Annotated in this window: 20 protein-coding genes, 1 tRNA gene and 3 pseudogenes; 14 read left to right on the top strand and 10 right to left on the bottom strand. The window is 37.3% G+C overall.

The features are described from left to right. Positions 1–76: 76 nt before the first annotated feature. Complete coding sequence (locus tag QQS40_RS06560) at positions 77–1,441, top strand: diaminobutyrate--2-oxoglutarate transaminase (protein ID WP_295742513.1); 1,365 nt, start codon at positions 77–79, stop codon at positions 1,439–1,441. Positions 1,442–1,538: 97 nt separating this feature from the next. Further along, on the top strand, positions 1,539–3,074 hold the full coding sequence (gene ddc, locus QQS40_RS06565) for an L-2,4-diaminobutyrate decarboxylase (RefSeq protein ID WP_329504426.1): 1,536 nt from the start codon (positions 1,539–1,541) through the stop codon (positions 3,072–3,074). A gap of 44 nt (positions 3,075–3,118) precedes the next feature. On the opposite strand, the gene QQS40_RS06570 is transcribed toward ddc, so the two are convergent. Continuing rightward, on the bottom strand, positions 3,119–3,535 hold the full coding sequence (locus QQS40_RS06570; protein WP_329504428.1) for an EamA family transporter: 417 nt from the start codon (positions 3,533–3,535) through the stop codon (positions 3,119–3,121). Between the two features lie 81 nt (positions 3,536–3,616). Between QQS40_RS06570 and QQS40_RS06575 the strand changes: the two genes are divergently transcribed. The 9 genes and pseudogenes from QQS40_RS06575 to QQS40_RS06615 all read left to right on the top strand — a co-directional run bounded on the left by QQS40_RS06575 (position 3,617) and on the right by QQS40_RS06615 (position 11,103). Further along, positions 3,617–3,943: an RnfH family protein gene (locus QQS40_RS06575; RefSeq protein ID WP_329504430.1), complete on the top strand. Its 327-nt coding sequence runs from the start codon at positions 3,617–3,619 to the stop codon at positions 3,941–3,943. A gap of 3 nt (positions 3,944–3,946) precedes the next feature. Then, complete coding sequence (locus QQS40_RS06580; RefSeq protein WP_329504432.1) at positions 3,947–5,158, top strand: ribosomal protein uL16 3-hydroxylase; 1,212 nt, start codon at positions 3,947–3,949, stop codon at positions 5,156–5,158. Then, positions 5,158–6,477: an exodeoxyribonuclease VII large subunit gene (xseA, locus tag QQS40_RS06585; protein WP_329504434.1), complete on the top strand. Its 1,320-nt coding sequence runs from the start codon at positions 5,158–5,160 to the stop codon at positions 6,475–6,477. Before QQS40_RS06580 ends, xseA begins: the two co-directional genes overlap by 1 nt. A gap of 160 nt (positions 6,478–6,637) precedes the next feature. Then, the gene (nudF, locus tag QQS40_RS06590; RefSeq protein WP_329506737.1) at positions 6,638–7,261 is read left to right on the top strand and encodes an ADP-ribose diphosphatase; all 624 of its coding nucleotides are present in this window, start codon (positions 6,638–6,640) and stop codon (positions 7,259–7,261) included. A 7-nt stretch (positions 7,262–7,268) separates the two neighbouring features. After that, a complete protein-coding gene (gene cpdA, locus QQS40_RS06595; protein WP_329504436.1) occupies positions 7,269–8,093 on the top strand; it encodes a 3',5'-cyclic-AMP phosphodiesterase in 825 nt (274 codons plus the stop codon). 150 nt (positions 8,094–8,243) lie between these two features. Further along, positions 8,244–9,668, top strand: coding sequence for a tRNA (N6-isopentenyl adenosine(37)-C2)-methylthiotransferase MiaB (gene miaB, locus QQS40_RS06600; protein ID WP_005698299.1), 1,425 nt, complete (start codon positions 8,244–8,246; stop codon positions 9,666–9,668). 314 nt (positions 9,669–9,982) lie between these two features. Then, positions 9,983–10,303: pseudogene (locus tag QQS40_RS06605) on the top strand (DNA N-6-adenine-methyltransferase); the annotation flags it as partial. A gap of 56 nt (positions 10,304–10,359) precedes the next feature. Beyond that, the gene (locus QQS40_RS06610) at positions 10,360–10,545 is read left to right on the top strand and encodes a type II toxin-antitoxin system HicA family toxin (RefSeq protein ID WP_149785882.1); all 186 of its coding nucleotides are present in this window, start codon (positions 10,360–10,362) and stop codon (positions 10,543–10,545) included. 150 nt (positions 10,546–10,695) lie between these two features. Continuing rightward, positions 10,696–11,103 carry a type II toxin-antitoxin system HicB family antitoxin gene (locus tag QQS40_RS06615; protein WP_128787541.1) on the top strand — a complete coding sequence of 136 codons (408 nt, stop codon included), beginning with the start codon at positions 10,696–10,698 and terminating at the stop codon, positions 11,101–11,103. 18 nt (positions 11,104–11,121) lie between these two features. On the opposite strand, the gene QQS40_RS11225 is transcribed toward QQS40_RS06615, so the two are convergent. Both QQS40_RS11225 and QQS40_RS11230 read right to left on the bottom strand, forming a co-directional pair. Further along, entirely contained in the window at positions 11,122–11,253 is a 132-nt protein-coding gene (locus QQS40_RS11225; protein WP_420485566.1) for a hypothetical protein, read from the bottom strand. A 24-nt stretch (positions 11,254–11,277) separates the two neighbouring features. After that, a pseudogene (locus tag QQS40_RS11230) lies at positions 11,278–11,364 on the bottom strand (hypothetical protein); the annotation flags it as partial. Between QQS40_RS11230 and QQS40_RS06625 the strand changes: the two are divergent. Continuing rightward, a pseudogene (locus QQS40_RS06625) lies at positions 11,326–11,784 on the top strand (hypothetical protein); the annotation flags it as partial. The pseudogenes QQS40_RS11230 and QQS40_RS06625 overlap by 39 nt on opposite strands. 548 nt (positions 11,785–12,332) lie before the next feature. On the opposite strand, the gene QQS40_RS06630 reads toward QQS40_RS06625, so the two are convergent. Beyond that, positions 12,333–12,408 (bottom strand) — tRNA-Lys (locus QQS40_RS06630). Between the two features lie 291 nt (positions 12,409–12,699). On the opposite strand from QQS40_RS06630, the gene QQS40_RS06635 reads away from it, so the two are divergent. Then, positions 12,700–13,476, top strand: coding sequence for a hypothetical protein (locus tag QQS40_RS06635; protein ID WP_005653466.1), 777 nt, complete (start codon positions 12,700–12,702; stop codon positions 13,474–13,476). Here QQS40_RS06635 and QQS40_RS06640 read toward each other — a convergent pair. Both QQS40_RS06640 and mobH read right to left on the bottom strand, forming a co-directional pair. Then, a complete protein-coding gene (locus QQS40_RS06640) occupies positions 13,471–14,283 on the bottom strand; it encodes a tyrosine-type recombinase/integrase (RefSeq protein WP_005653468.1) in 813 nt (270 codons plus the stop codon). The two genes, QQS40_RS06635 and QQS40_RS06640, sit on opposite strands and share 6 nt — an antisense overlap. Before the next feature lie 90 nt (positions 14,284–14,373). After that, positions 14,374–16,281, bottom strand: coding sequence for a MobH family relaxase (gene mobH / locus QQS40_RS06645; protein WP_012564951.1), 1,908 nt, complete (start codon positions 16,279–16,281; stop codon positions 14,374–14,376). Positions 16,282–16,517: 236 nt separating this feature from the next. Here mobH and QQS40_RS06650 point away from each other — a divergent pair, with 236 nt between their 5' ends. After that, entirely contained in the window at positions 16,518–17,222 is a 705-nt protein-coding gene (locus tag QQS40_RS06650; protein ID WP_020910024.1) for a phosphoribosyltransferase, read from the top strand. Between the two features lie 328 nt (positions 17,223–17,550). Here QQS40_RS06650 and QQS40_RS06655 read toward each other — a convergent pair whose 3' ends face one another. The 4 genes from QQS40_RS06655 to QQS40_RS06670 all read right to left on the bottom strand — a co-directional run bounded on the left by QQS40_RS06655 (position 17,551) and on the right by QQS40_RS06670 (position 20,002). After that, positions 17,551–18,231 carry a helix-turn-helix domain-containing protein gene (locus QQS40_RS06655; RefSeq protein WP_223877905.1) on the bottom strand — a complete coding sequence of 227 codons (681 nt, stop codon included), beginning with the start codon at positions 18,229–18,231 and terminating at the stop codon, positions 17,551–17,553. A 307-nt stretch (positions 18,232–18,538) separates the two neighbouring features. Next, positions 18,539–18,826: a hypothetical protein gene (locus QQS40_RS06660; protein WP_044509710.1), complete on the bottom strand. Its 288-nt coding sequence runs from the start codon at positions 18,824–18,826 to the stop codon at positions 18,539–18,541. A gap of 581 nt (positions 18,827–19,407) precedes the next feature. Beyond that, on the bottom strand, positions 19,408–19,710 hold the full coding sequence (locus QQS40_RS06665; RefSeq protein ID WP_239496027.1) for a type II toxin-antitoxin system YafQ family toxin: 303 nt from the start codon (positions 19,708–19,710) through the stop codon (positions 19,408–19,410). Further along, positions 19,658–20,002, bottom strand: a complete 345-nt coding sequence (locus tag QQS40_RS06670; RefSeq protein WP_112080958.1) for a type II toxin-antitoxin system RelB/DinJ family antitoxin — start codon at positions 20,000–20,002, stop codon at positions 19,658–19,660. Before QQS40_RS06670 ends, QQS40_RS06665 begins: the two co-directional genes overlap by 53 nt. Between the last annotated feature and the right edge of the window lie 397 nt (positions 20,003–20,399).

Below are 20,399 nucleotides of genomic sequence, written 5' to 3' on the forward strand. Positions count from 1 at the left end.
TTTAGCAACAGAAAGTTTAGGCTTCCCGCAAGGCACCCGACTTATTTTTTTCACCTCTTTTAGAAGGTTTTAATCAATGACAATTACCACTCCTGTAAAAGCAATTCTTGCTTCCAATAAACACTTTTTAGATCGCCAAGATGCAATGGAATCAAACGTTCGTAGCTATCCGCGTAAATTACCGTTTGCTTATGAAAAAGCAGAAGGTTGCTGGGTTACTGACGTTGAAGGCAACAAATACCTAGATTTCTTAGCTGGCGCAGGCACTTTAGCATTAGGGCATAATCACCCTGTGTTAATGCAGGCGATTCGTGATGTGTTAGATAGCGGTTTGCCTTTACACACACTGGATTTAACGACCCCATTAAAAGATGCATTCACTGAAGAATTATTGTCATTCTTCCCGAAAGATGAATACATTTTACAATTCACTGGTCCATCAGGCGCAGATGCAAATGAAGCGGCAATTAAATTAGCGAAAACTTACACTGGTCGTGGTAACGTGATCGCGTTCTCTGGCGGTTTCCATGGTATGACTCATGGCGCATTATCACTCACGGGTAACTTAAGTGCGAAAAATGCCGTGCAAAACTTAATGCCAGGCGTGCAATTCTTACCTTATCCGCATGAATACCGTTGCCCATTCGGCATTGGTGGCGAAGCTGGGGCAAAAGCCGTTGAACATTACTTTGAACACTTTATTGAAGATGTTGAAAGTGGTGTGGTAAAACCAGCAGCGGTTATTTTAGAAGCGATTCAAGGCGAAGGTGGTGTTGTGCCAGCGCCAATTAGCTTCTTACAAAAAGTCCGTGAAGTAACCAAAAAACATGGCATTTTAATGATCGTAGATGAAGTGCAAGCGGGCTTCTGTCGTTCAGGTAAAATGTTTGCGTTTGAACATGCGGGCATTCAACCTGATATCGTTGTGATGTCAAAAGCAGTAGGCGGTAGCTTGCCATTAGCCGTGCTTGCAATCAAAAAAGAATTTGATGCTTGGCAACCAGCAGGCCATACCGGTACTTTCCGTGGTAACCAATTAGCGATGGCAACAGGTTATGCTTCACTAAAAATCATGCGTAATGAAAACTTAGCGCAAAACGCTAAAGAACGTGGCGAGTACTTAACCAACGCATTACGCGAATTAAGCAAAGAATACCCATGTATCGGTAACGTGCGTGGTAAAGGCTTAATGATGGGAATTGATATTGTTGATGAACGTCAAGCCAAAGATGCAACAGGCGCATACCCACAAGATGGCGAACTTGCGGTCGCTATCCAAAAAGCCTGCTTTAATAATAAATTATTGTTAGAGCGTGGCGGACGTGGCGGTAATGTTGTGCGTGTACTTTGTGCGGTAAACATCAATCAAGCAGAATGTGAAGAGTTTATTAAACGCTTTAAACAATCTGTTGTAGATGCATTAAAAGCCGTACGTGGTTAATCAAGAGCGGTCAGATTTTGCAAATGTTTTGCGAAATTTGACCGCTTGCATTCCCCCTCTTTGTCAAAGAGGGGGAATTTTTTAGGAAAGAATGGTTATGTCAGATCTTAAACAACATAAACAATCCCTTTTTTGTCGCGATGAGCAGTCGATTAAAGACTATGAAAATGCGATGAATAAAGCCGTGCAAGCGGTTTCAAATTGGTTGAAAAATGACAAAATGTACACGGGTGGCTCAATCAAACAAATGCGTGCTTTGATTGATGGATTCAAACCAAGCCAAGCTGGTGTAGGCGTAGAAAATGCGCTGGATCACCTCGTTGAAATTTTCTTAAATCCAAGTTTAAAAGTACATCATCCCCATTCATTGGCGCATTTACATTGCCCAACGATGGTCACTAGCCAAATTGCGGAAGTGTTAATCAATGCCACAAACCAATCTATGGACTCTTGGGATCAAAGCCCGGCTGGTTCAATTATGGAAGAGCATTTGATTGAGTGGTTACGCCAAAAAGTGGGCTATGGACAAGGCACTTCTGGGGTGTTTACCTCGGGCGGTACGCAGTCTAACTTAATGGGCGTGTTATTAGCGCGTGATTGGGCGATTGCTAATCACTGGAAAAATGAAGATGGCTCAGAATGGTCGGTGCAACGTGATGGTATTCCAGTTGATGCCATGAAGAAAGTCAAGGTTATTTGTTCAGAGAATGCGCATTTTTCTGTGCAAAAAAATATGGCGATGATGGGAATGGGCTTCCAATCTGTGGTTACCGTGCCATCGAATGCCAATGCACAAATGGATGTCAACGCACTTGAACAAACATTGGCGCAATTAAAAGCAGAAGGTAAAATAGTTGCTTGTATCGTGGCGACGGCAGGCACTACCGATGCTGGTGCGATTGATGATCTAAAAGCGATTAGAAAACTGGCAGATGAATACCAAGCATGGTTACACGTTGATGCCGCTTGGGGCGGTGCATTATTGCTCTCTCAAGAATTCCGTCATTTCTTAGATGGCATTGAGCTAACGGATTCAATTACGCTCGATTTCCACAAGCACTTCTTCCAAACCATTTCTTGTGGGGCATTCTTGCTTAAAGATCAAGCGAACTATCGTTTTATTGACTACAAAGCAGATTATCTCAATTCAGAATATGATGAAGAGCACGGCGTGCCAAACTTGGTGGCAAAATCTCTACAAACAACGCGTCGTTTTGATGCCTTAAAATTATGGTTTACTGTCGAAGCATTAGGCGAAGAACTCTACGCTTCAATGATTGACCATGGCGTCAAATTGACCAAAGAAGTAGAAGGTTATATCAATGAAGCCGAAGAGTTAGAAATGCTCGTGCCAACGCAGTTCGCATCAGTGCTATTCTGTGTAGTACCAAAAGGCTATCCAGCAGAATTTTTAGATGCCTTAAACCAAAATGTGGCGGATGAACTTTTTGCTCGTGGCGAAGCGAATATTGGTGTCACTAAAGTTGGCGATAAACAATCGCTAAAAATGACGACATTAAGCCCGATTGCTACGCTTGAAAATGTAAAAGCATTGTTGGCTCAAGTCTTAGCTGAAGCAAACCGCATTAAAGATGCGATTGCAAACGGCACCTACGTACCACCGATTGACTAGTTTTTTATAGGAGGAAAAGGCCGATTTAAACGGTCTTTTCTTTTTTATAGTATAAGTATTAGAACTCCACTTAAGATTAATAGACTTCCCATAACTAATTTCATACTTAAAGGTTCGCCTAATAAAACTACACCTAAAATAATAGCAATAACCACACTGAGTTTATCAATGGGTGCAACCCAAGAGGCGGGCGCCATTTGCAAGGCACGATAATAACAAAGCCAAGATAGGCCCGTAGCAACACCAGAAAGAATTAAAAAGGTGAGTGGTTTTGCTGCAATATGTTGTGGCAGTTGCCATTCGTTACGTGCGCTAATGATACCCGCTGTAACGAGTAAAACCACAATTGTACGGATAAATGTCGCAAGATTGCTGTTAATGCCTTCAACCCCTAATTTGCCTAAAATGGCGGTAAGTCCAGCGAAAAAGGCTGAACCAATAGCAAAAAATACCCAATTCATGATGTGCTCCTGATTTTATCGTTAATATTGACCGCACTTTTCCGCTATAATAACGGAAAACTCATTAAGACAGAATAAGACATGAAACAAATTAATATTGAAATTGCTTATGCCTTGCCGGATCGCTATTATTTGAAGTCCTTCAAAGTGGATGAAGGCACAATGATTCAAACGGCTATTTTACAATCGGGCATTTTACAACAGTTTACCGAGATCGATTTGCGTGAAAATAAAGTGGGGATTTATTCCCGTCCAGTAAAACTGAACGATCAATTAAAAGATGGCGATCGTATTGAAATTTACCGCCCATTATTAGCCGATCCTAAAGAAATTCGTCGTAAACGTGCAGCAGAGCAAGCCAAAGCCGCACAAGAAAAAGCTCAACAAGAAAAACAGGAAAAGGAGTAAAAAATGATCGCACTTTCCAACCAATATTGTCTGCCTGATGGCATTACCCCTGAAATTTTCCTGCGTGATTATTGGCAGAAAAAACCATTGATTATTCGTAATGGCTTGCCTGAAATTGTTGGCCAATTCGAGCCTGACGATATTATCGAATTAGCACAAGGCGAAGATGTGACGGCACGTTTAGTGAAAACCTTTTCAGATGATAATTGGAAAGTGTTTTTCAGTCCGTTATCTGAAGAAGATTTTGCAGATGTGCCAGAGAAATGGTCGGTGCTCGTCCAAAATTTAGAGCAATGGAGTACTGAATTAGGTCAGCTTTGGAATAAATTTGGCTTTATCCCACAATGGCAACGCGACGATATTATGGTGTCTTATGCACCTAAAGGCGGTTCCGTTGGTAAGCATTATGACGAATATGATGTATTCTTGGTGCAAGGTTATGGTCATCGCCGTTGGCAGTTAGGTAAATGGTGTGATTCTTCTACAGAATTTAAACTGAATCAGCCGATTCGTATTTTTGATGATATGGGCGAATTGGTGATTGATGAAGTGATGAATCCAGGTGATATTCTTTATATTCCGGCTCGTATGTCACATTACGGTGTAGCAGAAGATGATTGCTTGACCTTTTCTTTTGGTTTGCGTTATCCGAATTTAGCAGATATTTTCGATAACGTGAATAAAGCGTTTTGTCATCAAGATCCTGAATTGAATTTAAGCGAATTCCAATTACCGTTACGTTTAACGCAAGCAGAGCAGCGTACGGGCAAATTGGCTGATGAAAATATTCAGGCAATGAAAAAGCAATTCTTAGCGAAATTGGCAGAGTCTGAAGCCTTTGATGCCTTGTTCAAACAAGCAGTAGCCAGTGCAGTGAGCTCACGTCGTTATGAAATGTTAGTATCCGATGAAATGTCCGATCCTGACGAAGTGCGGTCAATTTTAGAAGAGGAACAAGGTGTATTAATGCAGGACAATAACTGCAAATTGCTTTACACCAAAAATCCGCTCCGCATTTATGCTAATGGCGAATGGTTAGATGAAGTGAATGTCATTGAAACGGAAGTGTTGAAACGCCTCTCCGATGGTGAAGCGCTAGATTGGGCATTCTTAAATAATTTAGTGAATGATACAGAAGATCCTGAAAGTACAATGGAATTATTGCTCGATTCGATTTGTAACTGGCTAGATGATGGTTGGGTGTTGATTGAATAATGTTTGAAAACATTTATTCCGTTTCCCAACTGAACAGCGCCGCCCGCCAAATGTTGGAAGGGAATTTTTCACAGATTTGGCTTACAGGGGAGATTTCTAATTTCACTCAACCTGTGTCAGGGCATTGGTATTTAACGCTAAAAGATGAAAATGCCCAAGTTCGCGGTGCGATGTTCCGCATGAAAAATTTGCGTGTGGGGTTTCGTCCGCAAAACGGCATGCAGGTCTTGGTACGAGCGAATGTCAGTTTATATGAGCCTCGCGGTGATTATCAGCTGATTATTGAATCTATGCACCCTGCTGGTGAGGGATTGTTGCAACAGCAATTTGAAGCGCTAAAAATGAAATTGGCGGCAGAAGGGTTGTTTGCACAAAACTTGAAGAAAAGCTTGCCGGATTTTGCTAAAGCCGTAGGTATTGTGACCTCTTCGACTGGCGCAGCTTTACAAGATATTCTGCATATTTTGGCTCGTCGAGATCCCAGTTTAAAAGTGGTGATTTATCCAACGGCAGTGCAAGGCAAAGAAGCAACGGCTGAAATTGTCCAAATGATTGAACTCGCTAATGCGCGTCAAGAAGTAGATGTATTAATTGTCGGCCGTGGTGGTGGTTCTTTAGAAGATCTTTGGTGCTTTAATGAAGAAGAAGTTGCGCGTGCGATTTTCCGTTCAAATTTACCGATTATCAGTGCAGTTGGTCACGAAACGGATGTTACTATTGCCGATTTTGTGGCAGATTTACGCGCACCGACACCCTCTGCAGCGGCGGAGTTAGTGAGTCGCAATCAGCAGGAATTACTACAACAGTTAGCCTATAAACAACAGCGCTTAGAGATGGAGTTGGATCGTATTTTTAGTCATCAACAACAACGTTTACAACGGTTACGTTTACGCCTGCAAAACCAACATCCGCAAAATCAATTGTTGATGCAGAAAGCCAGAACGGCGCAATTACATCATCGTTTAGTCTTAGCGATGCAGCGCCAAATGGATAAAACGCAGCAAAAATTGACCGCACTTTCAGCGCGCTTAAAACAAAATCCGTTGCCTTATCGATTGCAAAAACAATCACAGTATTTAGCTCAGTTACAAGTGCGGTTAAATTTAGGGGCGAATCGTCAAGTTACGGAATGCCAAAATAAATTGGCGACATTGTGTGGCAAGTTAGATGGATTAAGCCCATTAAAAGTATTAGCGCGAGGGTATTCCATCACGGAAGATGTCAAAGGACATGCTATTGTGAGTGTGAAACAAGTCAAAATAGGCGACACCATTAAAACGAAGGTGGCAGATGGGGAAATAACCAGCCGCGTTTGTTAATTTAAATAAATTTTTAATGTAAACCTATGATGAATAAGAAATCATCATAGGTTTTCTTTTTTTGTGACCGGCTTCAAAGTTTCAACAAAAAAATAGAGGGTTCAGTTTTTTTTATTTTTTTATGGGAGTATTATGCGACCTTAATACTAGGAGAGTAATGATGTCAGAAATTCAACAGTTTAGTCTGCACGATATAGAAGTTCTTAATGAAGAAACTGTTTATAAAGGTTTTTTTACACTTAAGAAAGTACAGTTTAAACATAAGCTTTTTGCTGGTGGCGAAAGTGGTGTTGTGACACGTGAATTATTAGTCAAAGGTGCTGCTTCTGCAGTGATTGCTTACGATCCGAAAGAAGATGCGGTGGTTTTAGTGGAACAAGTACGTATTGGTGCATATCAACCTGAATCAGCTCGTTCTCCTTGGTTATTAGAATTGATCGCCGGCATGGTCGAAGAGGGTGAACAACCTGAAGAAGTGGCTTTGCGTGAAAGTGAAGAGGAAGCTAGTGTATCTGTTCAAGATCTCACACATTGTTTAAGCGTGTGGGATAGCCCAGGTGGTGTCGTCGAACGTATTCATTTGTTTGTCGGTCGAGTAGATAGCTCACAAGCTAAGGGACTTCATGGTTTAGCTGAAGAGAATGAAGACATCCGTGTTCATGTGGTGAAACGTGAGCAAGCCTATCAATGGATGTGCGAAGGTAAAATTGATAATGGCATTGCAGTAATGGGCTTACAATGGCTTCAATTAAATTACGCCCAATTGCGGCAGCGCTGGCAATAGGAGTCCCATGAGCAATACATTTGAATGCGAACCCGCGAGTGAGATCGTCAAATTATTACAAATCACCGATCCTCATTTGTTTAAGGATACAAGCAAAGACTTATTAGGTATCAACACGCATGAAAGCTTTTCTCAGGTGTTAAAAGAAATTCAGGCAGAGTCTTTTAATTATGATGTCGTGCTTGCGACAGGTGATTTGGTACAAGATAGTAGCGACGAAGGTTATCTACGATTTGTTGAAATGGTTAAACCGTTAAATAAATCAGTATTTTGGCTTCCAGGTAACCATGATTTTCAACCTAAAATGGTCGAGCATTTAAGCCAATCACCTATTAACGCATCAAAACATTTACTTCTTGGCAAACATTGGCAAGTGATTTTGTTAGATAGCCAAGTTTCTGGTGTGCCTCATGGCGAATTGAGTGCTTATCAGCTAGATTGGTTAAAAACAAAATTAGCCGAAAATCCAGCTCGTCATAGCTTAGTCGTCTTACATCACCATCTATTGCCAACGAATTCAGCATGGCTTGATCAGCATAACTTACGTAATGCGCATGAATTCTCAGAGGTTCTTGCTCAATTCAACAATGTAAGAGGGATTTTATACGGTCATATTCATCAAGAAGTCGATGGCTATTGGCAAGGTTATCAAACCATGGCAACACCAGCGACTTGTATTCAATTTAAGCCGGACAGCAACCATTTTGCTTTAGATACCTTACAACCAGGTTGGCGTGAAATTGAGCTACATCCAGATGGGCGAATTGAAACAAGGGTGAAGAGAATCAAACACAAAACGTTCTTGCCAAATATGGAGGAAGAAGGATACTAAACAAAGTGCGGTTAAAATTCAGGTGATTTTAACCGCTCTTTTTCTATACCGAAATGGGTAAAAGTCCATTTTACACTAGCCAGAATTCCCACAACTCTGTACAATAGCCGACCGATTTTATCTTTTAACTAATCTTTATTTTTAAGCAATATGACGCAAAAATTACATATTAAAACATGGGGCTGTCAGATGAATGAGTACGATTCATCAAAAATGGCCGATCTTCTCTTAAATACACATGGTTTAGAATTAACGGATATTCCAGAAGAAGCCGATGTGTTACTTCTTAACACCTGTTCTATTCGTGAAAAAGCACAAGAGAAAGTGTTCCATCAATTAGGTCGTTGGAAAGAATTAAAAAAACAAAATCCAAACTTAGTGATTGGTGTGGGCGGTTGTGTAGCATCACAAGAAGGTGAGCATATTCGTCATCGTGCACCTTATGTGGATATCGTATTTGGTCCGCAAACTTTACATCGTTTGCCAGAAATGATTAACCAAATCCGTGGCGGCAAAAGTTCGGTGGTGGATGTAAGTTTCCCTGAAATTGAGAAATTTGACCGCTTACCAGAGCCTCGCGCAGAAGGCCCAACAGCGTTTGTGTCTATTATGGAAGGCTGTAATAAATATTGTACTTACTGCGTGGTGCCTTATACCCGTGGTGAAGAAGTGAGCCGTCCTGTTGATGATGTATTATTTGAAATTGCGCAGTTGGCCGATCAAGGTGTACGTGAAATCAATTTATTAGGCCAAAACGTAAATGCGTATCGTGGCCCGACATTTGATGGCGGTATCTGTACATTTGCGGAGTTATTGCGTTTAGTGGCGTCTATTGATGGTATCGACCGTTTACGTTTTACCACCAGTCACCCAATCGAATTTACTGATGATATTATTGACGTGTATCGCGACACACCAGAATTAGTAGATTTTGTACACTTGCCGGTGCAAGCTGGTTCTGACCGTATTTTAACCATGATGAAACGTGGTCATACCGCGTTAGAATATAAATCGATTATTCGTAAATTACGTGCAGTGCGTCCAAATATTCAAATCAGCTCAGATTTCATTGTGGGCTTCCCTGGTGAAACCAATGAAGAGTTTGAACAAACAATGAACCTAATCGCACAAGTGAATTTTGATATGAGCTTCAGCTTTATCTATTCTGCGCGTCCAGGTACACCTGCAGCAGATATGCCAGATGATGTAACCGAAGAAGAGAAAAAACAACGTCTCTATCTTTTACAAGAGCGTATTAACCAACAAGCGGCACAATATAGTCGCCGTATGCTTGGTACAGAGCAACGCGTGTTGGTGGAAGGGCCATCTAAGAAAGATATTATGGAATTAACAGGACGTACGGAAAACAACCGTATTGTAAATTTCCAAGGCTCACCAGATATGATTGGTAAGTTTGTCGATATCAAGATTACCGATGTTTATACTAACTCTCTACGTGGCGATGTGGTGCGTACTGAAGATCAAATGGGATTACGTATTGCACAATCTCCACAAGAAGTAATGAATCGTACTCGTAAAGAAGATGAATTAGGCGTAGGACGTTATCACGGCTAATCATATTAAGAATATAGATAAGTAACCGTACGAAAGTGCGGTTATTTTTTTATGTGTTTTTTAGAAAAGAGAGTAGGAAAGTCTTTATCCTGAATTTTAGGCATAAAAAAACACCAATTAAGATGCTGATTTAAAGTGGTGGGTCGTGAAGGATTCGAACCTTCGACCAACGGATTAAAAGTCCGCTGCTCTATACGATAACGCATTGCGCGTTCGTGCTTGGGCGAGCCGTTGGGGCATTCGTCAGTTCCAATTCTACGGTGGCGCATCAATTTCCGTTTAGCGTGAATTGCGCCGATTAATCAGCGGTCAAGCCGTTGCCGTTTGTGTTGCGCGCCATCCAGCAAAGCGTGTTACATAACAAGACGGTGGTAATGTTGCTTAATGTAGATGGTTCGACAAAATGGTTTGATATGTGTGTACGCAACGCAAAAGAAATCGTGTATATCACTAATTCACGAATCCCTTTCATCAACAATGAAACTGGCGAAGAAACAGACCAAAATAACAAGCCACAAATGCTTGTACTATTTGAGCCAAAAGCCCCTTACGGCAGTTTGAAGTCATCTTATGTGTCTATGCACGAAATGAAAGAAAAAAATAACTCCAATAACTCTAAAAATGCTTGCTTTTAATTTTTTTTGGGGTTATAATACCCCTAAATAAACAATTTTACGAGGTAAAAGATAATGTGAACAGTAAACAATTAATAAAGCAAATTGAAGAAGATGGCTGGTATCTTGTTGAAATAAAAGGGAGCCATCATCAATTTAAGCATGATAAAAAAATAGGGCGAGTCACAGTTCCACACCCTAAAAAAGATTTACCGCTAAATACAGTTAGATCAATATTGAAACAAGCAGGGCTTAAAAAGTAAGCCCTACTTTTGCAAGATTTTATTTTTTATATTGCAATTTATATATCGCTATTTTTATCTATATTTGTTTTATTAATTGTTTATTACGTCTATTATCTTAGATACTAGTTTTATTTGTTTTACATTTCTTTAAATCTATAAGGCTTTTATATGTTATACCCAATCGGAATAGAAATGGGCGATGAAAATCACGCATACGGTGTGGTTGTGCCTGATGTACCAGGCTGTTTTTCAGCTGGTGATACATTAGAAGAAGCATTCATCAACGCAAAAGAGGCAATTGCCTTCCATATTGAAGGCATGTTAGAAGATGGAGAGGAAATCCCACAGCCAACATCTCTGCAAGAGCATGTTAAAAACCCAGAGTATGAAGGCTTTACGTTTAGTTTTGTGGATGTAGATTTAACGCATCTAATGGGGAAAGCTGAAAAAATCAATGTAACCTTGCCTAGTCTTCTAATTAAACGCATTGATAATTTTGTGGCAACACATCCCGAATATAAAAACAGAAGCAACTTTTTGGCACAGATTGCTACAAATAAGTTACTTGCTGCATAAAAATAAAAGCCGCTATTTCTAGCGGCTTTTTTCATCATCTAATATTTTTCTCAAATTGGCTTTTTCTTCGTCCGATAATTTACCCAAAACAAGCTCAAGCAATTTGTCTTTTGTCAGCTTACTGGCGCGTGTGGTATGCCCAAACTCCATATTCATTACAAAGCGGTGTCCGCATAGGGGATTCTTGCATGCACAATAATATCGAGTAAATTCACTGTGTAAACCGATCAGAAGATTACAGATAAATCCTTTGAACGACACATCGAAACAGATAGTGAAGTAAAACAAATTGGTACATCGACAAAAACAGTAGATTCAGATAGTACGCAAACTATAGGCGGAAATAAAACTGTTAGCGTATTGGGTAGTATCAATGACACGACTGCAAGCAATCGTACTGTAGGAACAGGTGGCACGCTACAAGAAAAAATCGTTGGATTGGCGCAACGTGTTTCAGACGAAAAGAATAAATTTGTGGCGCCGCTAAGTTATGTGGGTACTGAAGGGCAAAACATATTTAGACTGTTGGAAGATACTATTCAACTGTTGGGAGAAGTTGTAAGCACCTTAGCAACGCACACACACGCTGGTTCACCTTCGCCAGATCAAGCAAGCATATTCAACCAGCAGGCAAACAAAGCAAAAACAATAAAAGGCAAACTCACGCCGATTATTGAATAGCTACCGCACTTCACATAAAACCAAAGCCGCACAATGTTGCGGCTTTTCTTTATGTTTCCGATATGTATATCAGAGACATTAACCACGGAAAATCTAAGTGATTGTTATAACAAATAAATCTACGTAATAAGCAATATAAAACAATTCCACGGAAATTTTTCACGTAAAAACACAAGGCACGGAAAATCCACTTCCTCCCCCGCTGAATTTGCGTTAAAAATTTACATTTTTTCAGTTAATTTTCAGATTGTAAAATTGGGTAAGTAGTTGAGGTAAAAGAGATCATTTTACTGAAAGAATAGGGATCTTAACTGTAAAATTTACGGGGTTTTACAGTGTTTTTCACTTAAAAGAGATCTGTGTAAGTTTGTAGGAGATTACAGTATATTGATTTATAAGGTGTTTTTATCTTTTACGTGATAGTTAATAAGAAATTTTTATTTCATTTTTAATGATTGGCGGCATCGCCACTGAGATAAATAATTTATAAATGAAAGTGTAAAAAAATGGAAATTTAACCGCCACTTTATCGCCACTTAAGAAAGAATTGGTGGGTCGTGAAGGATTCGAACCTTCGACCAACGGATTAAAAGTCCGCTGCTCTACCGACTGAGCTAACGACCCAACTAGATGATTTTAAAGTAAATTTTAAAATCTTTTGACTGGTGTTTAAATGGTGCCCGAAGCCAGACTTGAACTGGCACGCCTCGAAAGGCGAGGGATTTTAAATCCCTTGTGTACATCATTAAAATTAAAACTATATTTTCTGATCAATTTCGTGTACCTAGCCAATACACTACGATCGATCCACTAACGCTATGTGGACAAGTGAGATCTTACATAAAAAATACTAGTTTGTAAAGCCTGAATGTTTTATTCTGAAAATTATTTATCAATCTCCAAGTAGGAAACTATATGAATCATAAAACATGTGCTTTGTGCGGAAAATATACTACATTAAGAGATAGTCATTTTATTCCAAAATTTGTTTACAAAGTTTTGAATAACACTAAAAAGGCTGATACAAACATTACGATAAAAAATGAAAGTGGGAAATTGATCCCCTTATCTAAACAAATAACTAGCCACAGACTTTGCGGTGAATGCGAAGCTCGTTTTTCAGAAAATGGAGAAAGATTTTTTTCACAAAATGCATTCCCTCAAAGAGAGGTACTAGATAAAATTAATATGGGAACTGAACTATTATATGATGACGCTCCCCCTCTTCTAAAAGATATTGCTTCTAAATATCAAGGAAAAAATTCTTTTTATTCTCTTAATCAAGAGGGGGAGAAAAAGCTTTTGTACTTTGTTATTAGCATTCTATGGAGAGGTGCTTTAACTTGGCCTATGTATCAAAGTATCAAGTTTCCTGAGCATATTCTTAATGAAATGAAAGATTTTTTGCTTAATGATATTCCGCTCAAACATCTAAAAGTATTCGTTGATCTAACTCCTCATGGAGTATTCTCAATACTTAAACCTCACATACACCCAGATTTCCCATCATGTTATCGCTTTAATTTATTATATTATATGTTTCATATAGTCATTGTTAATGATAACAAAGGAACTCCATTATCCTATGGGAAAGCTGGAATGCTAGTTAAGAAGTGTATAAATGATATGAGATCTATGTATAACTATAGCGAAAAAAGTCCGAAAGTACCTCATAAACTTTCATGGTTATAAACAATCAATATGTTTTCTAAGAGAGCTTATATCACTTTCAATATATGACAAAGTAACCTTAATATCTTTATGCCCTAGAAGTTGTTTTACAACATATAAATTTTCTGGGTTCTTCATTAAGTTGGTTGCAGCTGTATGTCTAAATCTATGGGGTGAACTATTCACCCCTGTATGCTTTGATATAACCTTGAACAAATAACTTATCTGATCTGCTGTCATTTCTTTCCCTCTACGTTTAACCGCTTTTGAAAAAAGATTTATATTAAAAAGCTGAGCATCTGCCGATTGTTTCATTTTTTTCAACTCGTTTAATAGATTATCAAGGTATGGATAAAGTGTGTGAGAAATCGGAAGTATGTGATATTCATGGTTCTTGTTTATTTCTGGTGAAATATGAATAACCTGATTTAGCAAGTCTATATCCCTGATTCTCAGTTTATTTAATTGAGAGCGGCGAATTGCCGTATAACGAAATGTCATTATTAGAGCCCTAGTGAACCATAACGGACGAAGTATTGCGGGGAGATATTTTGATTCTTTAATACCAAAACTTAACCTATCTAAATCAGAAGGGCTGTAGACCTTTCTTTTCCGTTTTCCCTCCCTAATAAATAAACCATCAAAAGGATTTTTTGTGAACGGAAGAAACTGGTTTTCAATGCCAAATTTGAAGATGGTTTTTAGCTGGCGAACATAACTATTCCAAGTTACTTCAATAATTGATTTACCAACAACTGCTTTACGCCATTGAAGTATCAATAATTTTGATACTTCATCTGGATATTTTAAATTACAGTTATGTTGCAATTGTCTAACTGCTTTTTCATAACTCTTTATTGTATCTATACGCAGGTGACGGTATAAAAAAATTTATCAAGTAACATATCAAATGTAAGTCTATTCATTGTAATTCTCCTCAATAAGCGATAAATGCAAATTATCAATTGGAATTTTACTACCGAAAAAATAATCGGTTTTATCAACCAAATACCCAATCAACTGAGACGTTTTTCTTGGACCAACAACTTTGCAGCGCCAAAAATTTACACTGTCTTTATTCGACTGATGGTATTTCTTGTGTAATTTAAGATCTTGAAAGCTGTATTGCAAACTTTCTATATCTTTTTTGGTAAAGTTAGCAATACCTTTACTATTAAAATACATCTGGAATATTCCTGGAGTAACTAAAAATAACTTTCCTTGTACAATGTGTAATTTGGCACTTGAATTATTAATTGTGAGCGTATTCCCTAGAATGCCGGCTTTTAACCATTCTACAAATGATTCACCAGAGATGGTTTTACTATCTCTAGATGTAGAAGTATCGGGAGGAACATCAGAATTTTGAAGACCTTTTGCAACTTGATTATTTTGAATCACGTCTTCTTTGTTTTCTTTTTCATCAGCTGGAATCAGTGTTTTCTCTGTTGGCGAGAATAAATCCATCATCAAGTCCATCATATCTTCATTTTTTTGAACTTGTTCCGTTTCTATTGGTTTTAGTTCAGAAATGTTATCAAACGAAATAGATATAGAAGTATTTTCACTATCAATATTGTCTATTCCTGCATTTGTATTAGATACCGATTCCTCTATCTTTGTATTTGATATTTCTTCAGCTTCAATATCAACTCGACCTAAAAATACGCTAGGTCTATCAGCTAAATTTTCCCAGGCTACTTCGGGCTTTATTCTGAGTAGAGAAAATGCTTTAGGCGGACACCAACCGGAGTCAGCTTTAATTCTACAATGCCAAATTGCAGTACCATCATTCGTACTTTCAATAATCCCTAAGGATTGCATTTCACTAAATAGTTTAGGATTATCTGCTGGAGCTGAAATTCCCTGTTCTAAAAGATAAGCACGAATTTGATCTGCTGTTGGTTTGCTCATTAACCATAGTGCATCTTCTGTTAACCAACCGTCAGATGGACCTTTTGGAGTATTAATTTTAAATTTATGTTCCAGTAAATAACGTAATGCCATAACAATTTGCTTCGCAAATGAAGTTCCAGGTTTTTGAACCAGTTTTGATACATCACCGCCTAAAGCGAGAGTTACGCTGTTTTGGTCCGCTTTTTGTACAATTTCTGACAATAAACCAGATTTATCCTTATGGTTAGCCATGGCATACATTAAAGAGGCAAAAGCTTCAGGATATCCAGCCAACCATTCAAATGCCTCTTTAGGTATTAAATAGCTAGCAAGATAACTCCCCATTACTGGATGAAGCTCATAATCACGCCCTTTAATGTATTTGAATTTATAAGGCAGCGTTGGTATCCCTAGCCAAGGAAACCAACGCGAACCATCTTTCAACTGAATTTCTATATCGACAATAACTTTACCTATATCATGCACAAGTGCTGCATAAATAACTGCAGCAGTCCAAGCATCTCGTTGCCGTGATTGTTCTTCAGGGGCAGCATTCTGAGGTAATACATAGCTTTGCCGGAGTTTTGTCGCAAATGAAAGGACTTCTAGACCATGATCTAACATTCCACCTAAATGGCTATGATGATGGGCCTCAGATGCTGGTAATAATTGAACCATTTCAGCATAACGTTCAATAGGTTTTTTATAGAGCTCATTAAACATATCTTGCGTCATTGATACTTGTTGCCAAAGTAAATTTAAGTATTTTTGGCGTAATTCAGAATTGAGTAATTCTGACGCAGTAAAGGGGGTTATCCATCCCTCATCATCCACTTTGAATGTTGATGAATTGAGATTTTTTAGAGAGGATGTGATATTAAGGGAATCTTGTTTTTTCCCTCTGATTTTATGAAAAATAGATGAAAGCATAACTCAGAACCTTTTTTGTAAAAGAATATTGATTTATGCATCGATCTCAATAAATAAATAATTCTAAATCGGAGATAAATATTAAAGCCATTTTGAAAGCCTTTTGGCCTTTTCAGGTAAGACCTTTCCCTTGGAAAGGTTACCTTTATTACATTACCCTTAATCCCGTTAGGGATTCCTTTAACCTTTTGTTTTTTTTGCTACAATAATAAGAATTACAAAAAAAGAAGAAAAATATGAAGTTTGAAATTAAAGATAACCGGGTTGTTATAGCTTCTTACCCTAGCAAAGAAACAATGTTAAAACATAATGGAGAAATAACTATATACTCTATAATTAGGCGTTATAAAGAACGAAGAGGGAAATGCAGACCTATCGGTGATAATTGCCCTATGTTGTATGCCATGAAAGGAGCTGAAGGGTTAACAACAGATATTGAAACTATCAATGCTGTATATGAATACGCTAAAAAGCTGATTGATGAATATCCATTTGAAGAACATATCGAACAACCATTTGATGTGATCATACTCATGCCATCTAAACATAGTATTGGGCGTGATTTAGCTTGTTTATTACAGAAAAAATTTAACATAAATATTATTGATAATTTTCTCAGGAAAAAAACGCCTAAAACATTGATTGAGGATGTTATAAGTGATAACACAATTCCCCCAGATAAAAAACAGTCCTTAATTACTGCATTAAAGAGAAGCGAAGGGGGATTATCAATAAAAGACATAGCACCGAAGAATAGATGCTACTTACATATTTTTTGTGGTGATCATGTAAAATTACCAGCTGATGCGAAACATGTATTACTCGTTGACGATATATCTTCTTCAGGAACAACATTTGAAAGCGCGGCAGCAGTGATTAGACAATATTGCAAACAAGTTGAAATGATCTCAGCAGTTACATTATTTGCACCGATTAAATGAGTTTTAAGTAACGATTAGCCATTGTAATTAATCATAAGAGTTAATCATAAGAGTTAATCATAAGAGTTAATCATAAGAGTTAATCATAAGAGTTAATCATAAGAGTTAATCATAAGAGTTAAAATTAGATTGACATTTAATTAGTAAATACTTAACATTAAGCACATCTAAGAGATTAGATTGACAGGGCAAATGTCCCCTCGGTCATAAAACATAGCAGGGACCCGCAGAGTGCAACTTCGGCCAGCTTATAATGAGCAAGTAGAGGGAGTTCTAGGCAGCGGCTAGAAAAATAATGAAACAATGGGGAGCTTAGCTCCCCATCATTTTATCTATTAGAATATATCAGTTCATTATAATTTTTTAGGTAATATTGGTTAGGTAAATTAACCTTCTCTCCATTAACGTTATCGTATCCTCTATCAACTCTGCTGAGTAGTTCATTTACCAGCATGAATGATAATGTCTTTTTTATAAACCCTTTTGGAATTCCTGTTTTTTCAGTTATCTTGAGATAAGATGCCATTGAATACTTAAACTTTTTATCTCTTATTGCAGAAAAATAAATAAATAATTTTAGTGCATACAATTCAATTTGTGAACGCAACGAGAAGCTTCTACAAAATATGCCTTCTAGCTCATGAATTGGGATTTTACACCACGTTTTATCTTCATTTTGATTCACTATATATTGGTTTGTTCTTCCAATTCTCTTAATTGAAATAATATTATTGGATTCCAATACTTTTAACCCCATGCTTATAGATTGCCTACTAATGCCTAGACTCTCTGAAAATTCTTTATAAGTCAAATTTGTTATTAACTCATCATTAAATTCATCTTTTTGTGCCTTACTTACGATAATTAAAAATGTCATTAATGCAGCAATATTTGCTGCATTCATTTGATTTTGGTTATTAGATGAGTATCTAAATTTTTTTAGACCACCGTCAATAACCCATCTACTCGGCATTTTGGACCAATATTTCATTTTTTTTTGTACACCCATAAAAATAGACTCATACATAAGAACATAAATCCAATACCAATTGAAAGATAGGTTAATTCAGTTACAAAGGTAGATAAATGATCTAAATTGAAGTTTGATAAAACGGTCATGATTAATGATAAAAATCTCTGTATTTGCATATTGATAAAACTCCCGTATAAATTTTTATACGGTATATTTATCTTTATACGACCCCAATATCTAGATATAGTTTTTATTGGATTCTCATATAAATATAATAAAATCAAATTGTTATTAATATATAAACAGTCTTTATTTTAAACTAATTAGTTCATAATGGATAGGTTTATCCACTATACATTTCATCCAGGCTATCATAATCGCTAGATTCATTCTCTGATTCAGTTGTATCTTCGTTTAATTCTGATTCTAATGTTCTTTGGTCTTCATCACCTAAAAATTTCCAGTAGTTACAAATCAACTCCTTTTCGCCATATTTTTCCCATACTCCTGGATAAAAGTATTCTGCTTCGACGTGACAAATCCCTCCTTCGTGTGGGTCTCTTATATTAGCTATAGATTCAAGGCTTCGAGTTGCAATAATACACGTGATATAGAGTAGATAGCGTTTCATATTTGGGGCAGTATTTGAAAATTTAACCAATTCTAAACATCCGATTTTCTAGTAAGTAGTTTTATTTAGAAAGTCTTTTAAAAATAAAAACAGATTGTCAGTGAATACGAGAGGTAAAATGCTATGATTTAGTGCAGAAACTTTGATTTATGTTTTTGGACTGTCTAAAAACTTGCTTTGTTAAAGTTTTGGGACTATACTGCATGGGTAGTCTAAAAAGTTTTAAGTTTTGAATGTATAAGGAGATGGAAGTGTAAACTGGAATTTTTATCAATAGAAAATTTGCTGAATGTGATATAAGCAACTTAAAAATTTTAGTTAAAGGTAACATCCAAAACTTGAACGTAGGAATAAATGGCAGCCAAACTATAAAAATACTCCATACCGCTATGAGTACTGGTTCCGTAGATCAACAAGAAATGTAAGTGGCAATGTATCAGGTTCAGTCAAAAGTATGTCTTGAAATATCCAAGTATTAGGTAATGTCCAAGGTAATGCTAGTTCAATGTCGGGTTCTATTTTTACAAACTAAAACGCCCAGCAAGGAATTTTGCTAGGCGTTTTAGTCTATTTGTATGAATTTATTTGAATAGGGCTGCGTGCGTTCCTATTCTGATTAATCTAAGTTCTTTTTTGTTTTCTTTCTCCAAAATTTGATAGATAAGTACAAGATCGTTAAGTATATGACAATCTCGGTAACCTTTCATCTCACCCTTTAAGGGATGATCTAAGTAATTTTCCGGTAGAGTGAGATCTCGTTGCAGTAAATACATGACCTCAGAAAATTCTGCTGAACAAAGTTGATTTGGTTCTAATTTTCTGATGTCTTTCTTAAACTCTTTTGTTATGGCGACTTGAAGTGTCGGGTGCTGATGACTGTCCAAATTGGTCTCCTTTTACTTTTTGTAAAACCTCAACAATATTCTCATTTGAGTTAGCTAAGGTGATAATTTCTAATTCTCCGCTTTCAGCTTCTTGCATCGCATTAAGTGTTGCAGCATTTGGCTGTAAGTAAGAAAGGTTTAATGGAACTGTTTTTGTATTAACAATTTCAGTTAAAAATAAATTTAATGCTTGAGATGGGGTGAAACCATAATTTTCCAGAATTTTGAACGCCTCCTGTTTTAAATCCCCAGCTAATCTAAAGCTGAAAGATGATGTGTTTGTTATAGCCATGATAATCTCCTTTAAGTTACTTACAGTTGGATAACCAACTAGATATGTCTTGCATTGAAAGACAGTGCCTATTATATGAAAGAATGTATTTCAATGCAATACATTTGATTGAGGGTAAAAAGATTTTTAGATGTTTATATTGTTAAGCTTAAAATACATATAAGGATAAAAAACGATAATAATGATAAAAAACTAAATGTAGAATTAATGCCAGTAGTTAAAAATAATGGAGCTAAAGGTGGAGATGATTAAGCTAAAGCTGGCGGGAATTATGGTAGCGTACAGATAAAATGCAAATATACTTTCAGGCTACGAAAGGTAAAGTAAATATTGCTCCATTACCACTAGTAAGTAGCTCCTAATCTGATTTAGAAACCTTTCAGCAAGAGTTTGGGTT

Origin of the sequence: Haemophilus parainfluenzae, from assembly GCF_036288925.1 — a bacterium.
In the GTDB taxonomy this organism is placed as follows: domain Bacteria; phylum Pseudomonadota; class Gammaproteobacteria; order Enterobacterales; family Pasteurellaceae; genus Haemophilus_D.

Coding starts and splice junctions, on each gene's coding strand:
- QQS40_RS06580 (WP_329504432.1), top strand. CDS start 3,947: ATGATCGCACTTTCCAACCAATATTGTCTGCCTGATGGCATTACCCCT.
- QQS40_RS06560 (WP_295742513.1), top strand. CDS start 77: ATGACAATTACCACTCCTGTAAAAGCAATTCTTGCTTCCAATAAACAC.
- cpdA (WP_329504436.1), top strand. CDS start 7,269: ATGAGCAATACATTTGAATGCGAACCCGCGAGTGAGATCGTCAAATTA.
- QQS40_RS06660 (WP_044509710.1), bottom strand. CDS start 18,826: ATGAAACGCTATCTACTCTATATCACGTGTATTATTGCAACTCGAAGC.
- miaB (WP_005698299.1), top strand. CDS start 8,244: ATGACGCAAAAATTACATATTAAAACATGGGGCTGTCAGATGAATGAG.
- mobH (WP_012564951.1), bottom strand. CDS start 16,281: ATGCTTTCATCTATTTTTCATAAAATCAGAGGGAAAAAACAAGATTCC.
- QQS40_RS06670 (WP_112080958.1), bottom strand. CDS start 20,002: ATGGCTATAACAAACACATCATCTTTCAGCTTTAGATTAGCTGGGGAT.
- xseA (WP_329504434.1), top strand. CDS start 5,158: ATGTTTGAAAACATTTATTCCGTTTCCCAACTGAACAGCGCCGCCCGC.
- QQS40_RS06575 (WP_329504430.1), top strand. CDS start 3,617: ATGAAACAAATTAATATTGAAATTGCTTATGCCTTGCCGGATCGCTAT.
- QQS40_RS06650 (WP_020910024.1), top strand. CDS start 16,518: ATGAAGTTTGAAATTAAAGATAACCGGGTTGTTATAGCTTCTTACCCT.
- nudF (WP_329506737.1), top strand. CDS start 6,638: ATGTCAGAAATTCAACAGTTTAGTCTGCACGATATAGAAGTTCTTAAT.
- QQS40_RS06655 (WP_223877905.1), bottom strand. CDS start 18,231: ATGGGTGTACAAAAAAAAATGAAATATTGGTCCAAAATGCCGAGTAGA.
- QQS40_RS11225 (WP_420485566.1), bottom strand. CDS start 11,253: ATGGAGTTTGGGCATACCACACGCGCCAGTAAGCTGACAAAAGACAAA.
- ddc (WP_329504426.1), top strand. CDS start 1,539: ATGTCAGATCTTAAACAACATAAACAATCCCTTTTTTGTCGCGATGAG.
- QQS40_RS06570 (WP_329504428.1), bottom strand. CDS start 3,535: ATGAATTGGGTATTTTTTGCTATTGGTTCAGCCTTTTTCGCTGGACTT.
- QQS40_RS06635 (WP_005653466.1), top strand. CDS start 12,700: ATGAATCATAAAACATGTGCTTTGTGCGGAAAATATACTACATTAAGA.
- QQS40_RS06615 (WP_128787541.1), top strand. CDS start 10,696: ATGTTATACCCAATCGGAATAGAAATGGGCGATGAAAATCACGCATAC.